Raw genomic sequence first — 17,785 nt, 5'->3', positions numbered from 1 at the left:
CTGGCGCCGATGTCGTGTCGGGTGGCGAGCTGGCGCGCGCGCTGGCCGCCGGGGTGCCGGCCAGCCGCATCGTGTTCTCCGGCGTCGGCAAGACCCGCGCCGAACTGGCGGCCGGCGTGGAGGCCGGCATCCTGCAGTTCAATGTCGAATCCGAAGCCGAGATCGACATGCTGGGTGCCATCGCCGGCGAACAGGGGCGAACGGTGGAAATCGCCATCCGCATCAACCCGGCGGTGGACCCGCGCACGCACGGCAAGATCTCGACGGGCGGGGCGGACGCCAAGTTCGGCATCCCGTGGGAGCGGCTGCCCGCCGCCTTCGCGCAGGCCGCCGCCTGGCCGAACCTGCGGCCCGTCGGCCTCGCCGCCCATATCGGCAGCCAGTTGACCGACCTGGGGCCGGTGGAAGACGCCATAAGGAAGCTGGGCGATCTGGCCCGCCAGCTGGAGGCCGCCGGCCACGCCATCAAGCGCATCGATGTCGGTGGCGGGCTCGGCGTGCCCTACCGCCGCGACCTGCCGCCGCCGCCCAGCCCGGCCGATTATGCCGCCCTGGTGGCCCGCGCCACCGCCGGCTGGCCGTGGCGGCTGATGTTCGAGCCGGGGCGCATGGTGGTGGGCAACGCCGGTGTGCTGGTGAGCGAGGTGATCCTGACCAAGGAGGGCGCAAGCAAGCATTTCATCGTGGTGGATGCCGCGATGAACGACCTGCTGCGCCCGTCGCTCTATGGCGCCTGGCACGACATTCTTGCCGTGCGCCCGAAGGCCGAGCGCACGGTGGCAACGGTGGTCGGCCCCATCTGCGAGACCGGCGACACCTTCGCCGAAGACCGCGAGATGGAGGATGTGCGCTCTGGCGACCTGGTCGCCTTCATGACCGCCGGCGCCTATGGCGCGACCATGGCCAGCACCTACAACTCGCGCCCGCTGGTGCCCGAAGTGATGGTGAACGGCAGCCAGTGGGCGATCGTCTCGCAGCGCAACCAGCCGGCCGCCATGCTGGCGCTGGATGCTAAGGCCCCGTGGCTCTGAGGCAACCCACCGCCGCCCGCATCCTCGCCGCCAGCCTGGTGGGCACGGCGGTGGAATTCTATGATTTCTACATCTATGCGACCGCCGCCGCGCTGGTGTTCGGGCCGCTGTTCTTCCCGGCCGAGAACGCCGATCTGCAACTGCTCCTGAGCTTCGCCAGCTTTGCCGTCGCCTTCGTGGCGCGGCCAATCGGGGCGCTGGTGTTCGGCCATTATGGCGACCGGCTGGGCCGCAAGTCGACGCTGGTGGCCTCGCTGCTGCTGATGGGCCTTTCAACCTTCGCCATCGCCTTCCTGCCCACCCATGCCGCGATCGGCGTGGCGGCCCCGATCATCCTGTGCGCGCTGCGCTTCGGGCAAGGGTTCGGGCTGGGCGGCGAATGGGGCGGCGCGGCGCTGCTGGCGGTGGAAAATGCCCCGCCGGGCTGGCGCGCCCGCTATGGCATGTTCCCGCAGCTGGGCGCGCCGGTGGGCTTCATCGCCGCCAACGGCCTGTTCCTCATCCTCGGCCTGTGGCTGGATGATGGCGATTTCCTCAACTGGGGCTGGCGCCTGCCCTTTGCCGGCTCCATCGCGCTGGTGGCGGTTGGCCTGTGGGTGCGGCTGACCATCCTCGAAACCCCGGCCTTCGCCGCTATGGTGGCGCACGAGACGCCGCCCGCCGTGCCGCTGGCCGAGTTGGTCCGCGATCACTGGCGCGAGACGCTGTGCGGCATCGCGGCGGCCGTCACCTGCTTTGCCATCTTTTACATCGCCACCGCCTTTGCGCTGGGGCATGGCACCACGGTGCTGGGCTACACGCGCGAGGCGTTCCTGCAGCTGCAGCTGGGCGCCATCCTGTTCCTCGCCGCCGGAATTATTGCCGCCGGCTGGGCCGCCGACAAGAGCACGCCGGCCCGCGTGCTGATGCTGGGCAGCCTGGCCACGGTGCTGGTGGGGGCCGGCATGGGGCCATTGATGCAGGCCGGCCCCGGCGGCGTGTTCGCCTTCCTGGCCCTCGCGCTGTTCGTGATGGGCTTTGTCTATGGGCCGCTGGGCGCCTTCCTGCCCGGGCTGTTTCCGGCGCGGGTTCGCTACACCGGCGCCAGCGTTGCCTTCAACATGGGCGGCATCATCGGCGGCGGCCTCACCCCGGTGATCGGCCAGGCGCTGGCCGGCCAATTCGGCATTGGCGCGGTGGGCTGGTATCTGGCCGGCGCGGCGCTGGTCAGCGCGACAGGCCTTGCACTCTTGCCGAAGGCGGAAGCGGCCACTAGCGTCACGCCATGATCCTGCGCGCCCTGCTCCTCAGCACCCTCGTCATCACCCCGGCCTTGGCCTCCCCCGAAACGGATCGCTGGGCCGCGCGGCGCAGCGCCGTCACCATAACCCGCGATGATTTCGGCATCCCGCACATCAAGGGCAAGACCGACGCGGACGCCGTGTTCGGCATGATGCACGCCCAGGCCGAGGATGATTTCGCCCGGGTGGAGACCAACTTCATCAACGCCATGGGCCGCCTCGCCGAAACCGAGGGCGAGGCCGCCATCTGGCGTGACCTCAGGATGAAGCTGTTCATCGATCCCGCGGAGCTGAAGGCCGATTATGCCCGCGCGCCCGGCTGGCTGAAAACATTGTGCGTGGCCTGGGCCGATGCGCTCAACCATTATCTTGCCACCCACCCGCAGGTGAAGCCGCGCGTCATCACCCGTTTCGAGCCGTGGATGGCGCTGTCCTTCAGTGAGGGCAGCATCGGCGGCGACATCGAGAGCATCAACCTCGCCCGGCTGGAGAGCTTCTACACCGGCCAGACGGCGAAGCGGTCGGCGGTCGAGTTGGGCAGTGAGCTGGAGGAGCCCGCCGGCTCCAACGGCTTTGCGCTGGCCCCGTCGCGCTCCACCAGCGGCGATGCCCTGCTGCTGATCAACCCGCACACCAGCTTCTATTTCCGCAGCGAGGCCAAGGTGGAAAGCGGCCAGGGGCTCGATGCCTATGGCGCCAGCACCTGGGGCCAGTTCTTCGTCTACCAGGGCTTCAACCGCAACGTCGGCTGGATGCACACCTCTTCGGGCGTCGACAATATCGACGAGTTCGCGCTCACCGTCGAACAGCGCGGCGGCAAGTGGCATTATCTGCACGGCACCACCTGGAAGCCGCTGAGGGAAAAGACCATCCGCGTGCCGTTCAAGGCCGCCGACGGCACGATGCAGAGCCGCGCCTTCACCACCTGGCGCTCCCACCACGGCCCGGTGATCCGCGCCGAAAGCGGCAAGTGGATCGCGGTGAGCCTGATGCACCGGCCGGTGGCGGCCCTGGAACAGAGCTTCCTGCGCACCAAGGCCACTGATCTCGCCTCCTATCTGAAGGTGGCCGAGCGCCGCGCCAACTCGTCCAACGCCACGCTGTTCGCCAGTTCCAGGGGCGAGATCGCCTATCTCCACCCGCAGTTCGTGCCGGTGCGCGACAACCGCTTCGACTGGGGCAAGCCGGTCGATGGCAGCGACCCGGCGACCGACTGGCAGGGCGAGCACAGCCTCGACCAGCTGCCGAGCGTGATGAACCCGAAGAGTGGTTTCACCTTCAACGTCAACAACTGGCCGTGGACAGCGGCCGGCCCGGACAGCCCGAAGCAGGCGGACTATCCGCGCTACATGGACAGGGCCGGCGAAAACCCGCGCGGGCCGAACGCGCTGCGGCTGCTGTCGGGCGACAGCAAGTTCGATCTGAACAGGCTCCTCGCGGCCGCCTATGACCCGTATCTGCAAGGCTTTGCCGATACGGTGCCGGCGCTGGTGAAGGCGTGGGATGCCGCCCCGGCCGGCGCCCAGAAGGCGCGGCTGGCAGCACCCATCGCCACGCTGAGGGCCTGGGATTTCCGTTCCGGCGAAGCCTCCATCGCAACCTCGCTCGCCGTGTTCTGGGGTGACGAGATGGTGAAGCGGCACGGTGCGGCCGCCCGCGCCGACTCCATCGGCTTCACCGCCTATCTGGCCGGTGCCAAGGTGCCGGACGCGGACCGGCTGGCAGCGCTTGATGCTGCCGTTGCCCGGCTGGCCGGCGATTTCGGCGGCTGGGACGTGCCGTGGGGCCACATCAACCGCTTCCAGCGCCTCACCGGCAACGTGAACCAGAGCTATGATGACAAGCTGCCCTCAACGCCGATCGGCTTTGCCAGCGGCAACTGGGGCAGCCTGGCCAGCTTCGGCTCGCGGCAACGGGAGGGCACGAAGCGCTGGTATGGCGATTATGGCAACAGCTTCGTCGCCGTCGTCCGCTTCGGCAAGGACGGCCCGGAGGCGCGCGCTGTCCACGCCGGCGGCCTCAATTCAAACCCCGACAGCCCCCACTTCCGCGACCAGGCCGAACGCTATCGCAGCCACGATTTCCGCCCCGTCTATTTCACCGACGCGCAGCTTCAGGGGCATGTGGAGCGGACATATCGGCCGGGGGAATGATCAGCGCGGCGGCGGCGTGAGCAGCGGCACCGGCACCAGTTCCAGCATGGGCTTGGCGGTCGGCCGCTCCGCCGCGTTCGCTGCCGTTTCCACCAGCGCGTAGAAGAAGCGGTTGAAATCCCGCGCCGCATCCAGGTCCATCGGCGTCGTCATGTCGTCCTGCGGGCGGTGATAGCGGCGCATGTACCAGTCGCGGTAGATCGCCTCTTCCGGGCTGCGCGGGTTGTAGGCGAAGATGAAGTTCACCGCCGGAATACCCTCGGCCATGAACGGCCATGAATCGACGCGGCGTATCAGGTTGCGCAGCGGCTCCCGATCAGGGCGGACCTCGATCTTCAGCCCTTCCGCCACCGCCTTCGCCGTGCCCGCCAGCGAGTTCATGCCAAGCCCGTGCAGGGTGAGCGCTTTGAGTGGAAACAGCGGCCGCAGCTGATCGAGATTGATGACGCCCGCCAGCTGCTCCTTCGGCACGGTCGGGTGGTCCAGCCACCAGCGCGCGCCGAGCAGGCCCTTCTCCTCCGCTGTCCACACCGCGAACAGCACGGGCCGGGCATAGCCCTTGCCCTTGCGGCGGGCCGCCAGCTGGCTGAGCAGCGCGACATAGCCGGCATCATCCAGCGTGCCGTTGTAGAGCCCGTCGCCGTTCACCGGCTCGCCGAAGCCATAGCCATCGATATGGGCGCCGAGCAGCAGATATTCCTGCGCCTTCGCCTTGTCGGTGCCCGGCAACAGCCCGAGCAATTGCTGGCTGGCAAAGCTGCGCTGCGCCGTGGTCAGCTTCGCCTCGAAGCGGCCGGGCAGGTCGAAGCTCTCCAGATCGCGATGATAGGTCGCCTCGGTGAGGATCACCGACGCCAGCCGGCCCGACCCGGCAATCAGCGTCTCCAGCGCCGCGCCGTTGACCCGGAAGGTCGGCAGGCCGCCGGGCGCATTAGCTGCCAATGGGTTCCCTTCATGGGCCACGGCGCGGGCATAGGCATCGGGCCAGCGCGGCGGTTCCTGCGTGAAGCCGACATCGTCAATGTAGAGCAGCCCCACCGCGCGGGCCTCCTTGAGCGCGGCGAGTTGTTCGGCCGGCAGCGCCCGCCCGGTGCGGCGGCTGCGGTAACAGACGGCGATCTTGCCCTCCATCGTGTAACCGACCTCGGTGCGGCTGCAGTAGCCGCCAAAGCGCATCGGCGCCGACAGCGTGGCCGGCAGATCGGTGGCGGGGCGCGGCGTGATGTCGTGCAGGAACCTCAGGGGCGCCGCGCTGCCATCGGGCTGCACCACCTGCATCTGTGCCGTCGTCACCGCCACTTCGTGCAGCTTCACCGTCTGGCGGAACGTGCCGGCCTCGCCCGCCGGCTGCAGCTTCGCGGCCTTCAACCACCCCTCCACCAGGGCGATGGCGCGGGCATGGCCGGGGCTGCCGGCATCGCGGCCCTCCATGGCATCGCTGGACAGTTCGGCGGTGCGCGCCAGCCAGGCGCGCGTGTCGGCATCGGGCTTGGCGAGTGCGGGGGTAGAAAGCAGGGCGATGAGGGGGATGATCTGGCGCATGGCACGACCATGCCCACCCCCAGCCCCTCCCGCAAGCGGGAGGGGAGGCTCAATCCTCGCCGAACTTGTCCATCACCAGGCCGGCGAGCTTGGACACGGCGGCCTCGGCCTCCGGCCCGGTGGCGCTAATCACGATCTCATCGCCCATGGCGGCGGCCAGCATCATCAGGCCCATGATCGAGGTGCCGGTGACGGCGGTGCCATCGTGCGCCACCGTCACTTCGGCATCGAAGCTGGAGGCGAGCGTCACGAACTTGGCACTGGCGCGCGCATGCAGCCCGCGCCGGTTGGTGATGGGAACCCTGATGGGGCCAGCGCAGGCGCCGTCAGGCTGGCTCAAGCCGCCTCGCCGAGCATGCGGCTGGCCACAGCGATATATTTGCGCCCCGCATCCTGCGCCGCCTGCACCGCGGCTTCCACTGTGCAGGCCTTGCGCACGCTGGCCAGCTTGATCAGCATCGGCAGGTTGACGCCGGCGATCACCTCCACCTGTGGGCCGAGCAGCGAGATGGCGAGATTGGACGGGGTTCCGCCAAACATGTCGGTAAGGATGATGACGCCCTGGCCGTCGTTGCAGCGCTGCACGGCCGCCGCGATCTCGGCACGGCGTTCTTCCATGTCGTCATCGGCAGCGATGCAGATGGCTTCCAGCGACGGCTGCGCGCCGACGACATGTTCCATCGCCGCCACGAACTCGGCCGCCAAGCGGCCATGGGTCACCAGTACAAGACCGATCATTGCCCGTTCGCCTCACTCGCTTGGCGCGTGAATGTCAATGGGGCGGCTGGCGGTGCGCCCGGCGGTTCGGTTGATTTTGCGATGTCCCGGTGCAGCAGCGCCACATTCTGCCCGGCTGCCGCCAGCCGGTCGGCGAGATCGCGCGCCACCGCCACACTGCGGTGGCGGCCACCGGTGCAACCGATGGCGATGGTCAGATAGGCCTTCCCCTCCCGGGCATAGCCGGGCAGCAGGCTGCGCACCAGTTCGTCGAGCTTGGCCAGCGTTGGCGCATAGAGCGGATCGGCAGCCACGAACGAGGCCACCGCCGCATCCTCGCCGGTGAGGGGGCGCAGATCAGCCTGCCAGTGCGGGTTGGCCAGGAAGCGCATGTCGAACACCAGGTCGGCTTCGCGCGGCAGGCCGGCGGCATAGCCAAAGCTCATCAGCGTCACCGCCAGCCCCGGCGAGAAGCCGCCGCCAAACCGCTCGGCGATGCGCTGGCGCAGATCTGTGAGCGACAGCTCGGTGGTGTCCAGCAGCAGGTCGGCCGACTGGGCCAACGGCGCCAGCAGCGCGCGTTCGGCAGCGATGCCGTCGCTGGCCGGGCGGTCCGGGCTCAGCGGGTGGCGGCGGCGGGTTTCGGAAAAGCGCCGGATCAGCACATCGTCGGCACAATCGAGATAGAGCAGCCTGATGGCGCGGCCGGCATCCCTCAGGGCGGCGATGCGGGACACCAGCGCCTTGGGATCGAAGGCGCGCGTGCGGCTGTCGATGCCCAGCGCCAGCGGGCGCTCGAGGCTGCCGGCGATCAGCGCATCAAATAGCGACAACGGCAGGTTGTCGACCACTTCATGGCCTTGATCCTCCAGCGCCTTCAGCGCCGTGGACTTGCCGGCTCCGGACAGGCCGGAGACGATGAGGATGGGCGGGTTCACGCTCGCAGCTGTGACGGCAAGGCCGCGGCTTGCCAAGGCCCGCTCGGCGCGTTCGGTGGCCGATGCACCAAAAGGATCAAAGGGCAGCAGCGGGATGGCCTGCCCGGCGATCGTGATGGTCTCCTCCGCCGGCAGACGTTCGGGGCGGCGGGACAGATCGAGGGCGAGGGCGACCGGCGCCGGCGCCGCCGGTTCCGGCACGATGCCCAGCCCGCGGACCTCGATAAGGCCGGCCAGGCGCGGCGGCGCACTGGCCATCACGCCCTCGGCCGTAGCGGTCAGCTGCACCCTGTCGTCGGCGACCAGCCGCCAGCCGGCCGCCACCAGCCGCAGCGCCAGATCGGATTTGCCGGCGCCGCTGGGCCCCAGCAGCAGCACGGCGCGCTCGCCCCGGGCAACGGCTGTCGCGTGCAGCGTCTCCATCAGCCGCCCCCGACCGGCAGCGCGACCACGAACAGGGCGCCGCCGCCGGGCGCATCCTCCACCCGGATCTGGCCGCCGTGCGCCGCGACGATGGCCGCCGCGATGGACAGGCCCAGCCCGGAGTGGCGGCCGAAATCCTCGGCAGCCGGCCGTTCGGAATAGAAGCGGCGGAAAATGTCGCCGCGGTTGGCCGCCGGCACGCCTGGGCCCTGGTCGGCAACGCGCAGCTCCACCATGTCGCCGGCCCGGCCGATGCCCAGCGTGACGGTGCCCCCATCGGGGGAGAAGCTGATGGCATTGTCGATGAGGTTCCGGAGCACCTGGGCCAACCGACTGGCATCGCCCTCGATCAGCACCGGGGCTGCCAGGCCGGCGCGCGCCACGGTGACGCCGCGCAGCGGGGCGGCGATGCCATAGGCCGTCACCAGCCCATCGGCGAGCGCCGCGATGTCCACCGCCTGGAAGCCGGTGCGCGACAGTTCGGCATCCAGCCGGCTGGCATCGGCAATGTCGGTGATCAGCCGGTCGATGCGGGCAACGTCGTCGCGGATCACGCCCATCAACTGGGCGCGCAGTTCCGGCTGCTCCACCCGGTCAAGCACGTCGACGGCAGAGCGCAGCGAGGCGAGCGGGTTCTTCAGCTCGTGCGCGACATCGGCGGCAAAGGCCTCGGTGGCATCGATCTGGCGCCTGAGCGCTGTCGACATGTCGGAGATGGCGCGGGCCAGCGCGCCGATCTCGTCGCGACGGTCGGGCAGGCGCGGGATCACCACTTCGCGGGCCCGGCCCAGCCGCACCCGGTGGGCGGCCATGGCCAGCATCCGCAAGGGTCGCACGATGGTGCGCGCCAGATAGAAGGACAGGCCGGCCGTGAGGCCGGTGACCGACAGCAGCAACCAGGCCGAGGTGAGCCGTTCGCCGCGCAGGATGGCAGCCAGGTCGTCGGCCGAATCGGTGAGCAGCACGGCACCGCCGCCAGGCACCGGGGCGGCGGCATTGACGATCAGGCTGCCATCGCCGGCTCGGCGCAATTCGATGGCAGGCTGTGCGGCGGCCAGCGCCCGGGCCACTTCCGGCCAGGCGGCAGCGCTGTCGCTCTCCGGTTCGGCATAGGCAACCGGCGTGCGCACGCCAAGTACGGCTTCGAGCATGCGGTCAATGGCCTTGGCCGAGGCGCGGCGCCAGCCATAGGCGCTGGGGTCTTCCACCACGAAGCGCGGGTTGCGCGGAGATTGCCAGTTGTCGGCCTGGCGCTGCCCGGTCTCGTCATAGAGCCGCACGCGGGTGCCGCGTTCCAGCCCCAGCCTTGTGATGCCGGGCCCGCGCGCCTCGCCGGGCAGGCCGGACACCAGCGCGGCGACGGTCACCGCCTCGCTCGCAAGGCTGGCGGTACGTTCATCGAGCAAGCGGGTGCGCACCGTGTCGAGCCACAGCAGCATCAGCGCCAGCACGATCACCGCCAGCAGGTTGACCGCGAAGATGCGGGCCCTCAATGAGCCAAATCCCAGCCCGCGGCGCCATTCCTGCACCGCATCGCCAGCCGCGGCTCCCGGGCGGCTATTCCTCGTTGAAGCGGTAACCGACGCCATACAGCGTCTCGATGGCCTTGAACTGGTGATCGACGGCGCGGAACTTCTTCCTCAGACGCTTGATGTGGCTGTCGATGGTGCGATCATCGACATAGACATCGTGGGAATAGGCCGCGTCCATCAGCTGGTCGCGGGATTTGACGAAGCCCGGCCGGCTGGCCAGCGTTTCGAGGATCATGAACTCGGTGACGGTGAGCGCCACGTCGCCGCGCCGGCCTTCGCCGCCGTCCCAGAACACGCGGTGGCGCGCGGGGTCCATGGTCAGGCGGCCGCGCACGATGGGATCGCTGCCCATGTCGCCCTCGGCCGGGGCGAGATCTTCGGGGGCGGCGCGGCGGTTGGCGGTGCGCCTCAGCACGGCGCGGATTCGCTCGATGAGAAGGCGCTGGCTGAACGGCTTGCCGATATAGTCATCGGCACCCATGGCGAGGCCCAGCGCCTCGTCGATCTCGGTGTCCTTCGAGGTCAGGAAGATCACCGGCACCTGGCTCTTCTCGCGCAGGCGCTTCAGCACCTCCATGCCGTCGAGGCGCGGCATCTTGATGTCGAGCACGACCAGATCGGGCTGGTTCTCCACCAGCGCCTTCAGCGCGGTGTCGCCATCGGAATAAAGGCGCACCACGAAGCCTTCGGCCTGCAGCGCGATCGACACCGAGGTGAGGATGTTGCGATCATCGTCGACCAGCGCGATGGTGGGAGATGGTGGCGTTGCATGGTCCATCGCCCGCCTATGTGGGCCGATGGCCCCAAACTGGCAAGAGTTGCGCTGGCAAGAGTTGATGCAGAAGCCAGGCTGCGCGGGTGCCGCGGCGAGGCCCTGCATTTGGGCAGGGCGCGACATTTTGACGAAGCCCCAAGGCTGGTTTATGCCGCGACTCTGCAAACGGGGGGAGCGGCGACGCCGGCTTTTTCCGCGCCTGAGGAGATTGCGTCGTGCCGTCCACCATTGTTCCCGCCCATGGCCTTGCCGACCAGGGCTATGCCACGCCGGCGGCGCTGCACTGGAACCTGGGCACCGGCGTGCTGGTGGAACTGGCCGTGCAGCGCGGCGAAGGGCTGCTGTCCGAGCATGGCGCACTGGTGGTGGAAACCGGCAAGCACACCGGGCGCAGCGCCAACGACAAGTTCATCGTGCGCGATGCCCACACCGATGGCACCATCTGGTGGGACAAGAACAAGAGCATCACGCCGGAACAGTTCGCCGCCATCAAGGCAGACTTCGCCGCCGCCCTGAAGGAGCGCGCCGATCTGTTCGTGCAGGATCTTTATGGGGGCAGCCAGCCCGAGCATCGGGTTAAGGTGCGGGTGGTCACCGAAAAGGCCTGGCACAGCCTGTTCATCCGCACCCTCCTGGTGCGGCCCGATCCGGCCGATCTGGCCGGCTTCGTGCCCGATTACACGATCATCGATCTGCCCGGCTTCAAGGCCGATCCGGCCCGCCATGGCTGCCGCAGCGAAACCGTGATCGCGGTGGATTTCACCGGCCGGACCATCCTGATCGGCGGCACGGCCTATGCCGGCGAGATGAAGAAGAGCGTCTTCTCCATCCTCAACTATCTGCTGCCCGAAACCGGTGTGATGCCGATGCACTGTTCCGCCAACATCGGGAAAGATGGCGACACCGCCATCTTCTTCGGCCTGTCGGGCACCGGCAAGACGACGCTTTCGGCCGATGCCAGCCGTACGCTGATCGGCGATGATGAGCATGGCTGGTCCGACACCGCGGTCTTCAATTTCGAGGGCGGCTGCTATGCCAAGATGATCCGCCTGTCGGCCGAGGCCGAGCCCGAGATTTACGCCACCACACGCCGCTTTGGCACGGTGCTGGAAAATGTCGTGATCGATCCCGTAACGCGGAAGATCGACCTCGATGACAACCGCCTCGCCGAAAACAGCCGCGGATCCTACCCCATCGATTTCATCCCCAACGCCTCGGCCTCCAACATGGGCCCGGTGCCGCGCAACATCATCATGCTGACCGCCGATGCGTTCGGCATCCTGCCGCCGATTGCCAGGCTGACGCCGGACCAGGCCATGTATCACTTCCTGTCCGGCTACACCGCGCGCGTTGCCGGCACCGAGATCGGCGTGACCGAGCCGGATGCCACCTTCTCCACGTGCTTCGGCGCGCCGTTCATGCCGCGCCATCCGTCGGTCTATGGCAACCTCCTGAAGGCCCGCATCGCCAGCGGCGGCGTCGATGTGTGGCTGGTCAACACCGGCTGGACCGGCGGCAGCGCCACCGCCGGCGGCCACCGCATGCCAATCAAGGTGACGCGCGCGCTGCTCAACGCCGCGCTCGATGGCAGCCTGAAGAACGCCGCCTTCCGCACCGATGCCAACTTCGGCTTTGCCGTGCCGGTGGCCGTGCCGGGCGTGGAGGACCGCATCCTCGACCCGCGCGAGACCTGGGCCGACAAGGCCGCCTATGACGCGCAGGCGAAGAAGCTGGTCGGCATGTTCATCGCCAACTTCGCCCAGTTCGAAGCCCACGTGGACGCCAGCGTCCGCGACAGCGCGCCCAAGGCAGCCTGATCCGCATCACCTGACCGCGTGGCTTGAGCGCGTTGCCTGGCTGAGGGTGCGCGGGCATCCCTTTCACGTGTGACCTTGGGGCCACAATGCCGGCTCAATGTGACCCGTCTAACGGCATTCGGGCGCAAAGCGGCTTGTCAGGTTGTCATCAGGCCGTAACAGACCGGCCATTCAATCCACCTGAGGGCTGTTAGATGAAGTCGATGTTGTTGCTTGCCGGTTCGATCCTTGCCGGTTCGATCGCCACCGCTGCCGTGGCGCAGGAGCAGGCCGCCGCTGCGGCTGAAACCAATGAAGAGATGGTGATTGTCACCGGTTCGCGCATCGTCCGCCCGGAGATCGCTTATTCCAACCCGGTGCAGTCGCTGTCGGCCGCCACCATCGAGTCGTCGGGCGATGTCAACATCACCGAGTTCCTGCTCGACTCGCCGGCACTGGTCGGCTCGCTCAGCAACCAGCGCAATGCCGGCTCGAACGGCTTCCTTGGCTCGGTCGGCCTCAACCTGCTCGACCTGCGGAACCTCGGCACCCAGCGCACGCTGGTGCTGGTCAACGGCCGCCGCCATGTGAACGCCTACCCGGGCGAGAACTCGGTCGACATCAACACCATCCCGAACGACCTGATCGAGCGCGTTGATATCCTCACCGGCGGCGCCTCGGCGGTCTATGGTGCCGATGCCGTCACCGGCGTGGTCAACTTCGTGCTCAAGCGCAATTTCGAAGGCCTCCGGGCTCGCTTCCAGGCTGGCATCTCGGAGCTGGGTGATGGTGGCAACCGGCTCGGCTCCATCGTCGTCGGCAAGAATTTTGCTGACGGCCGCGGCAACGTCACCGTGGCCTATGAATATTCCAAGCAGGATCGCCTGAACGAGCGCCAGCGCCAGGCGCTGGGCAACCCCAGCCGGAACTTCCAGCTGCTGCGCGACCCGGCGGACTTCCCCGACAGCCCGAGCCGGTTTGACCGCGCCCTGTTCAACAACGTCAGCTGGGCCGACAGCGCCCCCAATGGCGCCGTTGACCTGGACTTCGACGGTCTTCCCGATTTCGAAGGCGGCGGCCGCGTCTATGACCGTGGTCAGCCGCTGTCGGGCACCGGTGGCCGGGCGATCAACAGCACGTCCAACACGCCGACCGCCGGCTATTTCGGCGATCTGCAGCCCAACCTCGAGCGCCACAACGTCAACATCCTGACGAGCTATGAGTTCAGCCCGGCGGTCCGCTTCTATGCGGAAGGCAAGTATGTGCGGACGAACGCTGCCAGCCTCGGCCAGCCGTCGTTCGACTTCTTCACGCTGCTGGCCGACGACAACGCCTATGTGAACCAGCGCTTCGGCGAGCTGGCGCCGTTCGGCGCCCTGGTGAGCCGCGACAACTTCGACATGGGCATCCGCGAGGATGTCGCCTCGCGTGACACCTATCGCGCCGTCGTCGGCTTCGACGGGGAGCTGAGCTCTGGCGATCGCAGCGGCAACCTGCGCTACGACGTGTCCTATGTCTATGGCCGCGCCGATGCCACCGTGAAGGTCAGCGACAACCGCGTCAACGATCGCTATTTCGCCGCGATCGACGCCGTGGTGGATCCCCGCAACGGCCAGATCACCTGCCGGATCAACCTGCCGGGCCAGACCACCATTTCGGGCACCAACGCCGAGCTGATCACTGACTTCGGCCTGCCCAACTATGTCGGTGCGCCGCTGAGCTTCCGGCCCGGCGAGTGCGTGCCGCTCAACATCCTTGGTCAGGGCGTGCGGTCTGACGCAGCGCAGCAGTTCGTCTTCGTTGACGACATCGGCAGCCAGCGCAGCCAGCACCATGTGCTGACTGCCGTGCTGTCCGGTGATCTGGGCTTCCTGTTCAGCCTGCCCGGTGGGCCGATCGGCTTTGCCGTGGGCGCCGAGTATCGCCATGAGTCGACCAGTGCGGTCACCTCGGCCTTCCAGCAGGCGGGCTATTATGACGGTGGGGCCCAGATCCTGCCCAGCAGTGGCTCGTTCGATGTCAAGGAAGTGTTTGGCGAAATCAACGTGCCGCTGCTGGCCGATGTGCCGTTCGCCAAAAACCTCTCCTTTGGCGGCGCCATCCGCTACTCGGATTATTCCACCGTCGGCTCGACGCTGACCTGGAAGGTGGACGGCACCTATGCCCCCATCGAGGACATCGCGTTCCGCGCCACCTATTCGAACGCGGTGCGCGCACCGAACATCACCGAACTGTTCAGCCCGCTGCAGGGCACGTTCGAGTTCCTCGACGACCCGTGCGACCCGACCTTCATCGCCGAAGGCACGCAGTTCCGCGCTGCCAACTGCCAGGCGGCGCTGCAGGCTGCCGGCCTGACCCCGCAGCAGATCCTGGACTTCTCGCCGGCGACCGATGCCCAGCAGAGCACCAGCCAGCCCGGCCTTGTCGGCGGCAACCCCAGGCTGCGGGAAGAAACTGCCAAGACCTGGACGGCGGGCGTGGTGCTGCGGCCGCGGTTCATCCCGGGCCTGTCGATCACCGCCGACTGGTATGACATCAAGCTGACCAACGCCATCAACACGCCCGACGTGAACGAGGTGTTCAAGCTCTGTGTCGACTCGCCGACCCTGGACAACGCCTTCTGCGACAGCTTCGAGCGGGCGCCGGGCACTGGCTTCATCCAGAACTTCGTGGTGTCGGCCCAGAACGTCGCGGCGTTCACCACCTCCGGTCTGGAAGTCAGCCTGAACTACACGCTGCGGCCGAAGTGGAAGCACGGCATCTTCAACCTGCGCATGGTTGGCGGTTACCTGAACGACCTGACCTTCGTGGCGACGGTCGGCGGGGTGCCGGAACAGCAGCGTAACCGCACCTATCGGCCGAACTATGTCGGGAACCTTGACCTCACCTGGCAGAACGGCCCGCTGAGCATCAACTATGGCCTGGCGTGGCAGGGCAAGACCCAGCGCTTCACCACCATCCAGCTGAACGCGCAGCCCGACCTCGTCGATCCGAAGTATTTCTTCTACAAGGAACGCTGGGAACACGACATCTCGGCGTCGTTCGACGTGGATGACAAGTTCACGCTTTATGGCGGCGTGAACAACTTCACCAACCAGCAGCCGGACCTGGCGGCCAATATCCCGGTCAACGCGATCGGCCGCTTCTTCTTCATCGGCGCCAAGGTGAAGCTCGACAAGCTGTTCTGATCAGCGATCACGACAGAGCAAAGCAAGAGGGCGGCCCCCAAAAGGGCCGCCCTTTTTCGTTGCTGACAGAACAGCGCCCTGGCAGCCTTGGCGCATGTCCCGCGCATGGTTTGATGCCCCAGCCGAGTTGATGGCCAAGGCCGCGCCGGAACTCGTGCTGGGTCACCTCGCCAAGGCCACCCAGTTCCCGGCCGAACTCCCGCAAATCAGCGCCTGGCAGTTCAGCATCGCGCACCTGCAGCAACTGGCCTGGGCATTACCGGGCGCGCACGTCTTTCTCGAATTCGCCATTCCGCGCATGGGCCGCCGCGCCGATGCGGTCATCGTCGCCGGGCCGCTGATCCTGGTCCTGGAATACAAGGTTGGGGACCGCGGCTTTGCCCGGCATGCCATCGAGCAGGTCCATGGCTATGCGCTGGACCTGAAGAACTTCCACGTGACCAGCCACGACAAAGCGATTGTTCCCCTGCTGATCGCCAGCGAGGCCCAGCCGCAGCAGCTGGACCTGGGCTTCTGGGCGCCGGACCGGGTGCATGCCCCGCTGTGCCTCAGCCCCGGCGACGTGCTGCCCACGATTCAGCGTCTGCTCGCCAGCGGTGACGAACCTGCCATCGAGCCGCTTTGCTGGGCCGATGGCGCTTACCGTCCCACCCCCAGCATTATCGAAGCAGCTGAGGCACTCTATGCCGGCCACGACGTTGCTGAGATTTCGCGGAGCGAGGCTGGGGCGGAGAATCTGTCCCGCACCGCCGCCGCCGTGGATCGCATCGTGGCCGAGATGCGCGGGTGTGGCGGCAAGGCCATCTGCTTCGTCACCGGCGTGCCCGGCGCGGGCAAGACGCTAGCCGGGTTGAACATCGCCTGCGGCCGGCTGGCACGCGATGTGGGCGAGGATGCCACCTTCCTGTCTGGCAACGGACCGTTGGTGGATGTGCTGCGCGAGGCGCTGCGGCGCGACGGCCGCCGGCGCCGTCAACCTGCCGGATCAGAGGCCCTGCACATCGCTGACCGCTCACCGGACAAGTTCATCCAGAATGTCCATCATTTCCGCGACGAGTATCTGCCCCCTGAGCAGACACCATCAGAGCATGTGGTGATCTTCGACGAGGCCCAGCGGGCTTGGGACCGTGCCATGGCCAGCGACTTCATGCGTCGCAAGCGAGGACAGACGGGCTTCGATCAGTCGGAGCCGGCCTTCCTTCTGTCGGTTATGGACCGGCGGCCGGACTGGTGCGTGGTTGTCTGCCTGATCGGAGAGGGGCAAGAGATCAACCGCGGCGAAGCCGGTGTCGCCGAATGGGTGCGAGCTTTGCAGGCCGATCTGCCCCACTGGCGGATCCATCTTCCGCCGCACCTGCTTGCTGAAACAGGGCCGCTGGACGCCGGCCTGCGCTGGCATCTCGGGCGCCGACGGACCATCGCTGATCCCGATCTTCACCTCGCCACTTCGGTTCGCTCCTTTCGGTCCGACCGCGTGTCGGCCTATGTGGCGGCCGTGCTGGGCGAGGATGCCGCAGCGGCGGCAAGGCTGCGGCCAGACCCGGCGCAGTTCCCGATCTGGCTGGTGCGCGATCTGGCCCAAGCGCGGGCCTGGCTGCAGGCACAGCGCCGGGCCGGAGAGCGCGCGGGACTGCTGGCCTCGTCGAACGGCCTGCGCCTGAAGCCCGAAGGCCTGCATGTGAAGGCGCCGATCGACGTGTGCCACTGGTTCCTGAACGGCAATGACGATGTCCGCGCTTCCAATGCACTGGAAGATGCCGCCACCGAGTTTGCGGTGCAGGGCCTGGAACTGGACTGGACCGGGGTCGCCTGGGACCTCAACTTCCGGCGTGGCGACACCGGCTGGTTGGCGCGCGAATTCCGCGGCACGAGATGGCAGACGATCAACGCGACGGCGGACGGCCTGTCGCGCGCGGACTATGTGAAGAACGCCTATCGCGTGCTGCTCACGCGCGCCCGGCAGGGGATGGTGATCTTCGTGCCGCGCGGCGATGCTGCCGACGCGACACGGCCGCCGGGTGATTATGACGCCATCGCCGATTGGCTGACCGCCTGTGGGGTGCCGGCGCTGCCGTGAGGGCGGCGCCGGCGTGTCCGGTCAGGCGCCGAAGGTGCGTTGCCACCAGCCCTTGCGTGGCGGGGGGGCGGGTTCGGCAGCGACGGTCTCGGCGGGTGCCGGTTCGACAGTCTCGGCGGGCGCCGGTTCGGGAGCCGGTTCGGCATCGGCCTTCTTGCGGCTGCGCTTTGGCTTGGCCGGCGCTTCGACCTCCGCAGGTTCCGCAGCGGCTGGTTCGGCGGGCGGCGCCGGTTCGGCCGGAGCCTCGGCATCGGGTGCGGCCTTCTTGCGGCTGCGCTTCGGTTTTGCCGGCGGTTCAGCGTCCACAGGTGCGGCGGCCGCTTCGGCAGCCGG

At 67.9% G+C, this 17,785-nt stretch carries 12 protein-coding genes and 1 pseudogene; 6 read left to right on the top strand and 7 right to left on the bottom strand.

Annotated features, from left to right (window positions below; genetic code table 11):
• The 3 genes from lysA to GJV64_RS02820 form a co-directional block, all read left to right on the top strand.
• Positions 1-1,031 (top strand): diaminopimelate decarboxylase (gene lysA / locus GJV64_RS02830; protein WP_164155770.1); only part of this gene is annotated, 1,031 nt, incomplete at its 5' end.
• The gene (locus tag GJV64_RS02825; RefSeq protein WP_164155773.1) at positions 1,028-2,299 is read left to right on the top strand and encodes an MFS transporter; all 1,272 of its coding nucleotides are present in this window, start codon (positions 1,028-1,030) and stop codon (positions 2,297-2,299) included. The genes lysA and GJV64_RS02825, both read left to right, overlap by 4 nt.
• Positions 2,296-4,464 (top strand): penicillin acylase family protein, encoded by a 2,169-nt coding sequence (locus tag GJV64_RS02820; protein WP_164155769.1) that lies wholly within the window; start codon positions 2,296-2,298, stop codon positions 4,462-4,464. The genes GJV64_RS02825 and GJV64_RS02820 overlap by 4 nt, the downstream gene beginning before the upstream one ends.
• Here GJV64_RS02820 and GJV64_RS02815 read toward each other — a convergent pair whose 3' ends face one another.
• The 6 genes from GJV64_RS02815 to GJV64_RS02790 form a co-directional block, all read right to left on the bottom strand.
• Complete coding sequence (locus GJV64_RS02815; RefSeq protein ID WP_164155768.1) at positions 4,465-6,006, bottom strand: M28 family metallopeptidase; 1,542 nt, start codon at positions 6,004-6,006, stop codon at positions 4,465-4,467.
• 49 nt (positions 6,007-6,055) lie between these two features.
• Positions 6,056-6,346: an HPr family phosphocarrier protein gene (locus tag GJV64_RS02810; protein WP_235927569.1), complete on the bottom strand. Its 291-nt coding sequence runs from the start codon at positions 6,344-6,346 to the stop codon at positions 6,056-6,058.
• Positions 6,343-6,744, bottom strand: a complete 402-nt coding sequence (locus GJV64_RS02805) for a PTS sugar transporter subunit IIA (protein ID WP_164155767.1) — start codon at positions 6,742-6,744, stop codon at positions 6,343-6,345. Before GJV64_RS02805 ends, GJV64_RS02810 begins: the two co-directional genes overlap by 4 nt.
• The gene (gene rapZ, locus GJV64_RS02800; RefSeq protein WP_164155766.1) at positions 6,741-8,084 is read right to left on the bottom strand and encodes an RNase adapter RapZ; all 1,344 of its coding nucleotides are present in this window, start codon (positions 8,082-8,084) and stop codon (positions 6,741-6,743) included. The genes GJV64_RS02805 and rapZ overlap by 4 nt, the downstream gene beginning before the upstream one ends.
• Complete coding sequence (locus GJV64_RS02795) at positions 8,084-9,577, bottom strand: sensor histidine kinase (RefSeq protein ID WP_164155765.1); 1,494 nt, start codon at positions 9,575-9,577, stop codon at positions 8,084-8,086. The genes rapZ and GJV64_RS02795 overlap by 1 nt, the downstream gene beginning before the upstream one ends.
• Positions 9,578-9,641: 64 nt before the next feature.
• Positions 9,642-10,394 (bottom strand): response regulator transcription factor, encoded by a 753-nt coding sequence (locus GJV64_RS02790; protein ID WP_164155764.1) that lies wholly within the window; start codon positions 10,392-10,394, stop codon positions 9,642-9,644.
• A gap of 212 nt (positions 10,395-10,606) precedes the next feature.
• On the opposite strand from GJV64_RS02790, the gene GJV64_RS02785 reads away from it, so the two are divergent.
• From GJV64_RS02785 to GJV64_RS02775, 3 genes are all read left to right on the top strand, one after another.
• On the top strand, positions 10,607-12,208 hold the full coding sequence (locus GJV64_RS02785) for a phosphoenolpyruvate carboxykinase (protein ID WP_164155763.1): 1,602 nt from the start codon (positions 10,607-10,609) through the stop codon (positions 12,206-12,208).
• A 194-nt stretch (positions 12,209-12,402) separates the two neighbouring features.
• Positions 12,403-15,375, top strand: coding sequence for a TonB-dependent receptor plug domain-containing protein (locus GJV64_RS02780; protein WP_164155762.1), 2,973 nt, complete (start codon positions 12,403-12,405; stop codon positions 15,373-15,375).
• Positions 15,376-15,469: 94 nt separating this feature from the next.
• Positions 15,470-17,452, top strand: coding sequence for a DUF2075 domain-containing protein (locus tag GJV64_RS02775; RefSeq protein WP_235927568.1), 1,983 nt, complete (start codon positions 15,470-15,472; stop codon positions 17,450-17,452).
• 21 nt (positions 17,453-17,473) lie between these two features.
• Here the strand turns inward: GJV64_RS02775 and GJV64_RS02770 are convergent.
• Positions 17,474-17,785: pseudogene (locus tag GJV64_RS02770) on the bottom strand (ribonuclease E/G); the annotation flags it as partial.

This window comes from Sandarakinorhabdus rubra, from assembly GCF_010994245.1.
GTDB classification, from domain to species: domain Bacteria; phylum Pseudomonadota; class Alphaproteobacteria; order Sphingomonadales; family Sphingomonadaceae; genus Sandarakinorhabdus; species Sandarakinorhabdus rubra.
The sequence above is the reverse complement of the archived record's forward strand: the minus strand, read 5'-3'. Positions and strand labels throughout refer to the sequence as shown.

What these genes read in the sequence shown, in the direction of transcription:
- GJV64_RS02790 (WP_164155764.1), bottom strand. Translation starts at nt 10,394, where the DNA reads ATGGACCATGCAACGCCACCATCTCCCACCATCGCGCTGGTCGACGAT.
- GJV64_RS02815 (WP_164155768.1), bottom strand. Translation starts at nt 6,006, where the DNA reads ATGCGCCAGATCATCCCCCTCATCGCCCTGCTTTCTACCCCCGCACTC.
- GJV64_RS02775 (WP_235927568.1), top strand. Translation starts at nt 15,470, where the DNA reads ATGTCCCGCGCATGGTTTGATGCCCCAGCCGAGTTGATGGCCAAGGCC.
- GJV64_RS02780 (WP_164155762.1), top strand. Translation starts at nt 12,403, where the DNA reads ATGAAGTCGATGTTGTTGCTTGCCGGTTCGATCCTTGCCGGTTCGATC.
- GJV64_RS02820 (WP_164155769.1), top strand. Translation starts at nt 2,296, where the DNA reads ATGATCCTGCGCGCCCTGCTCCTCAGCACCCTCGTCATCACCCCGGCC.
- rapZ (WP_164155766.1), bottom strand. Translation starts at nt 8,084, where the DNA reads ATGGAGACGCTGCACGCGACAGCCGTTGCCCGGGGCGAGCGCGCCGTG.
- GJV64_RS02805 (WP_164155767.1), bottom strand. Translation starts at nt 6,744, where the DNA reads ATGATCGGTCTTGTACTGGTGACCCATGGCCGCTTGGCGGCCGAGTTC.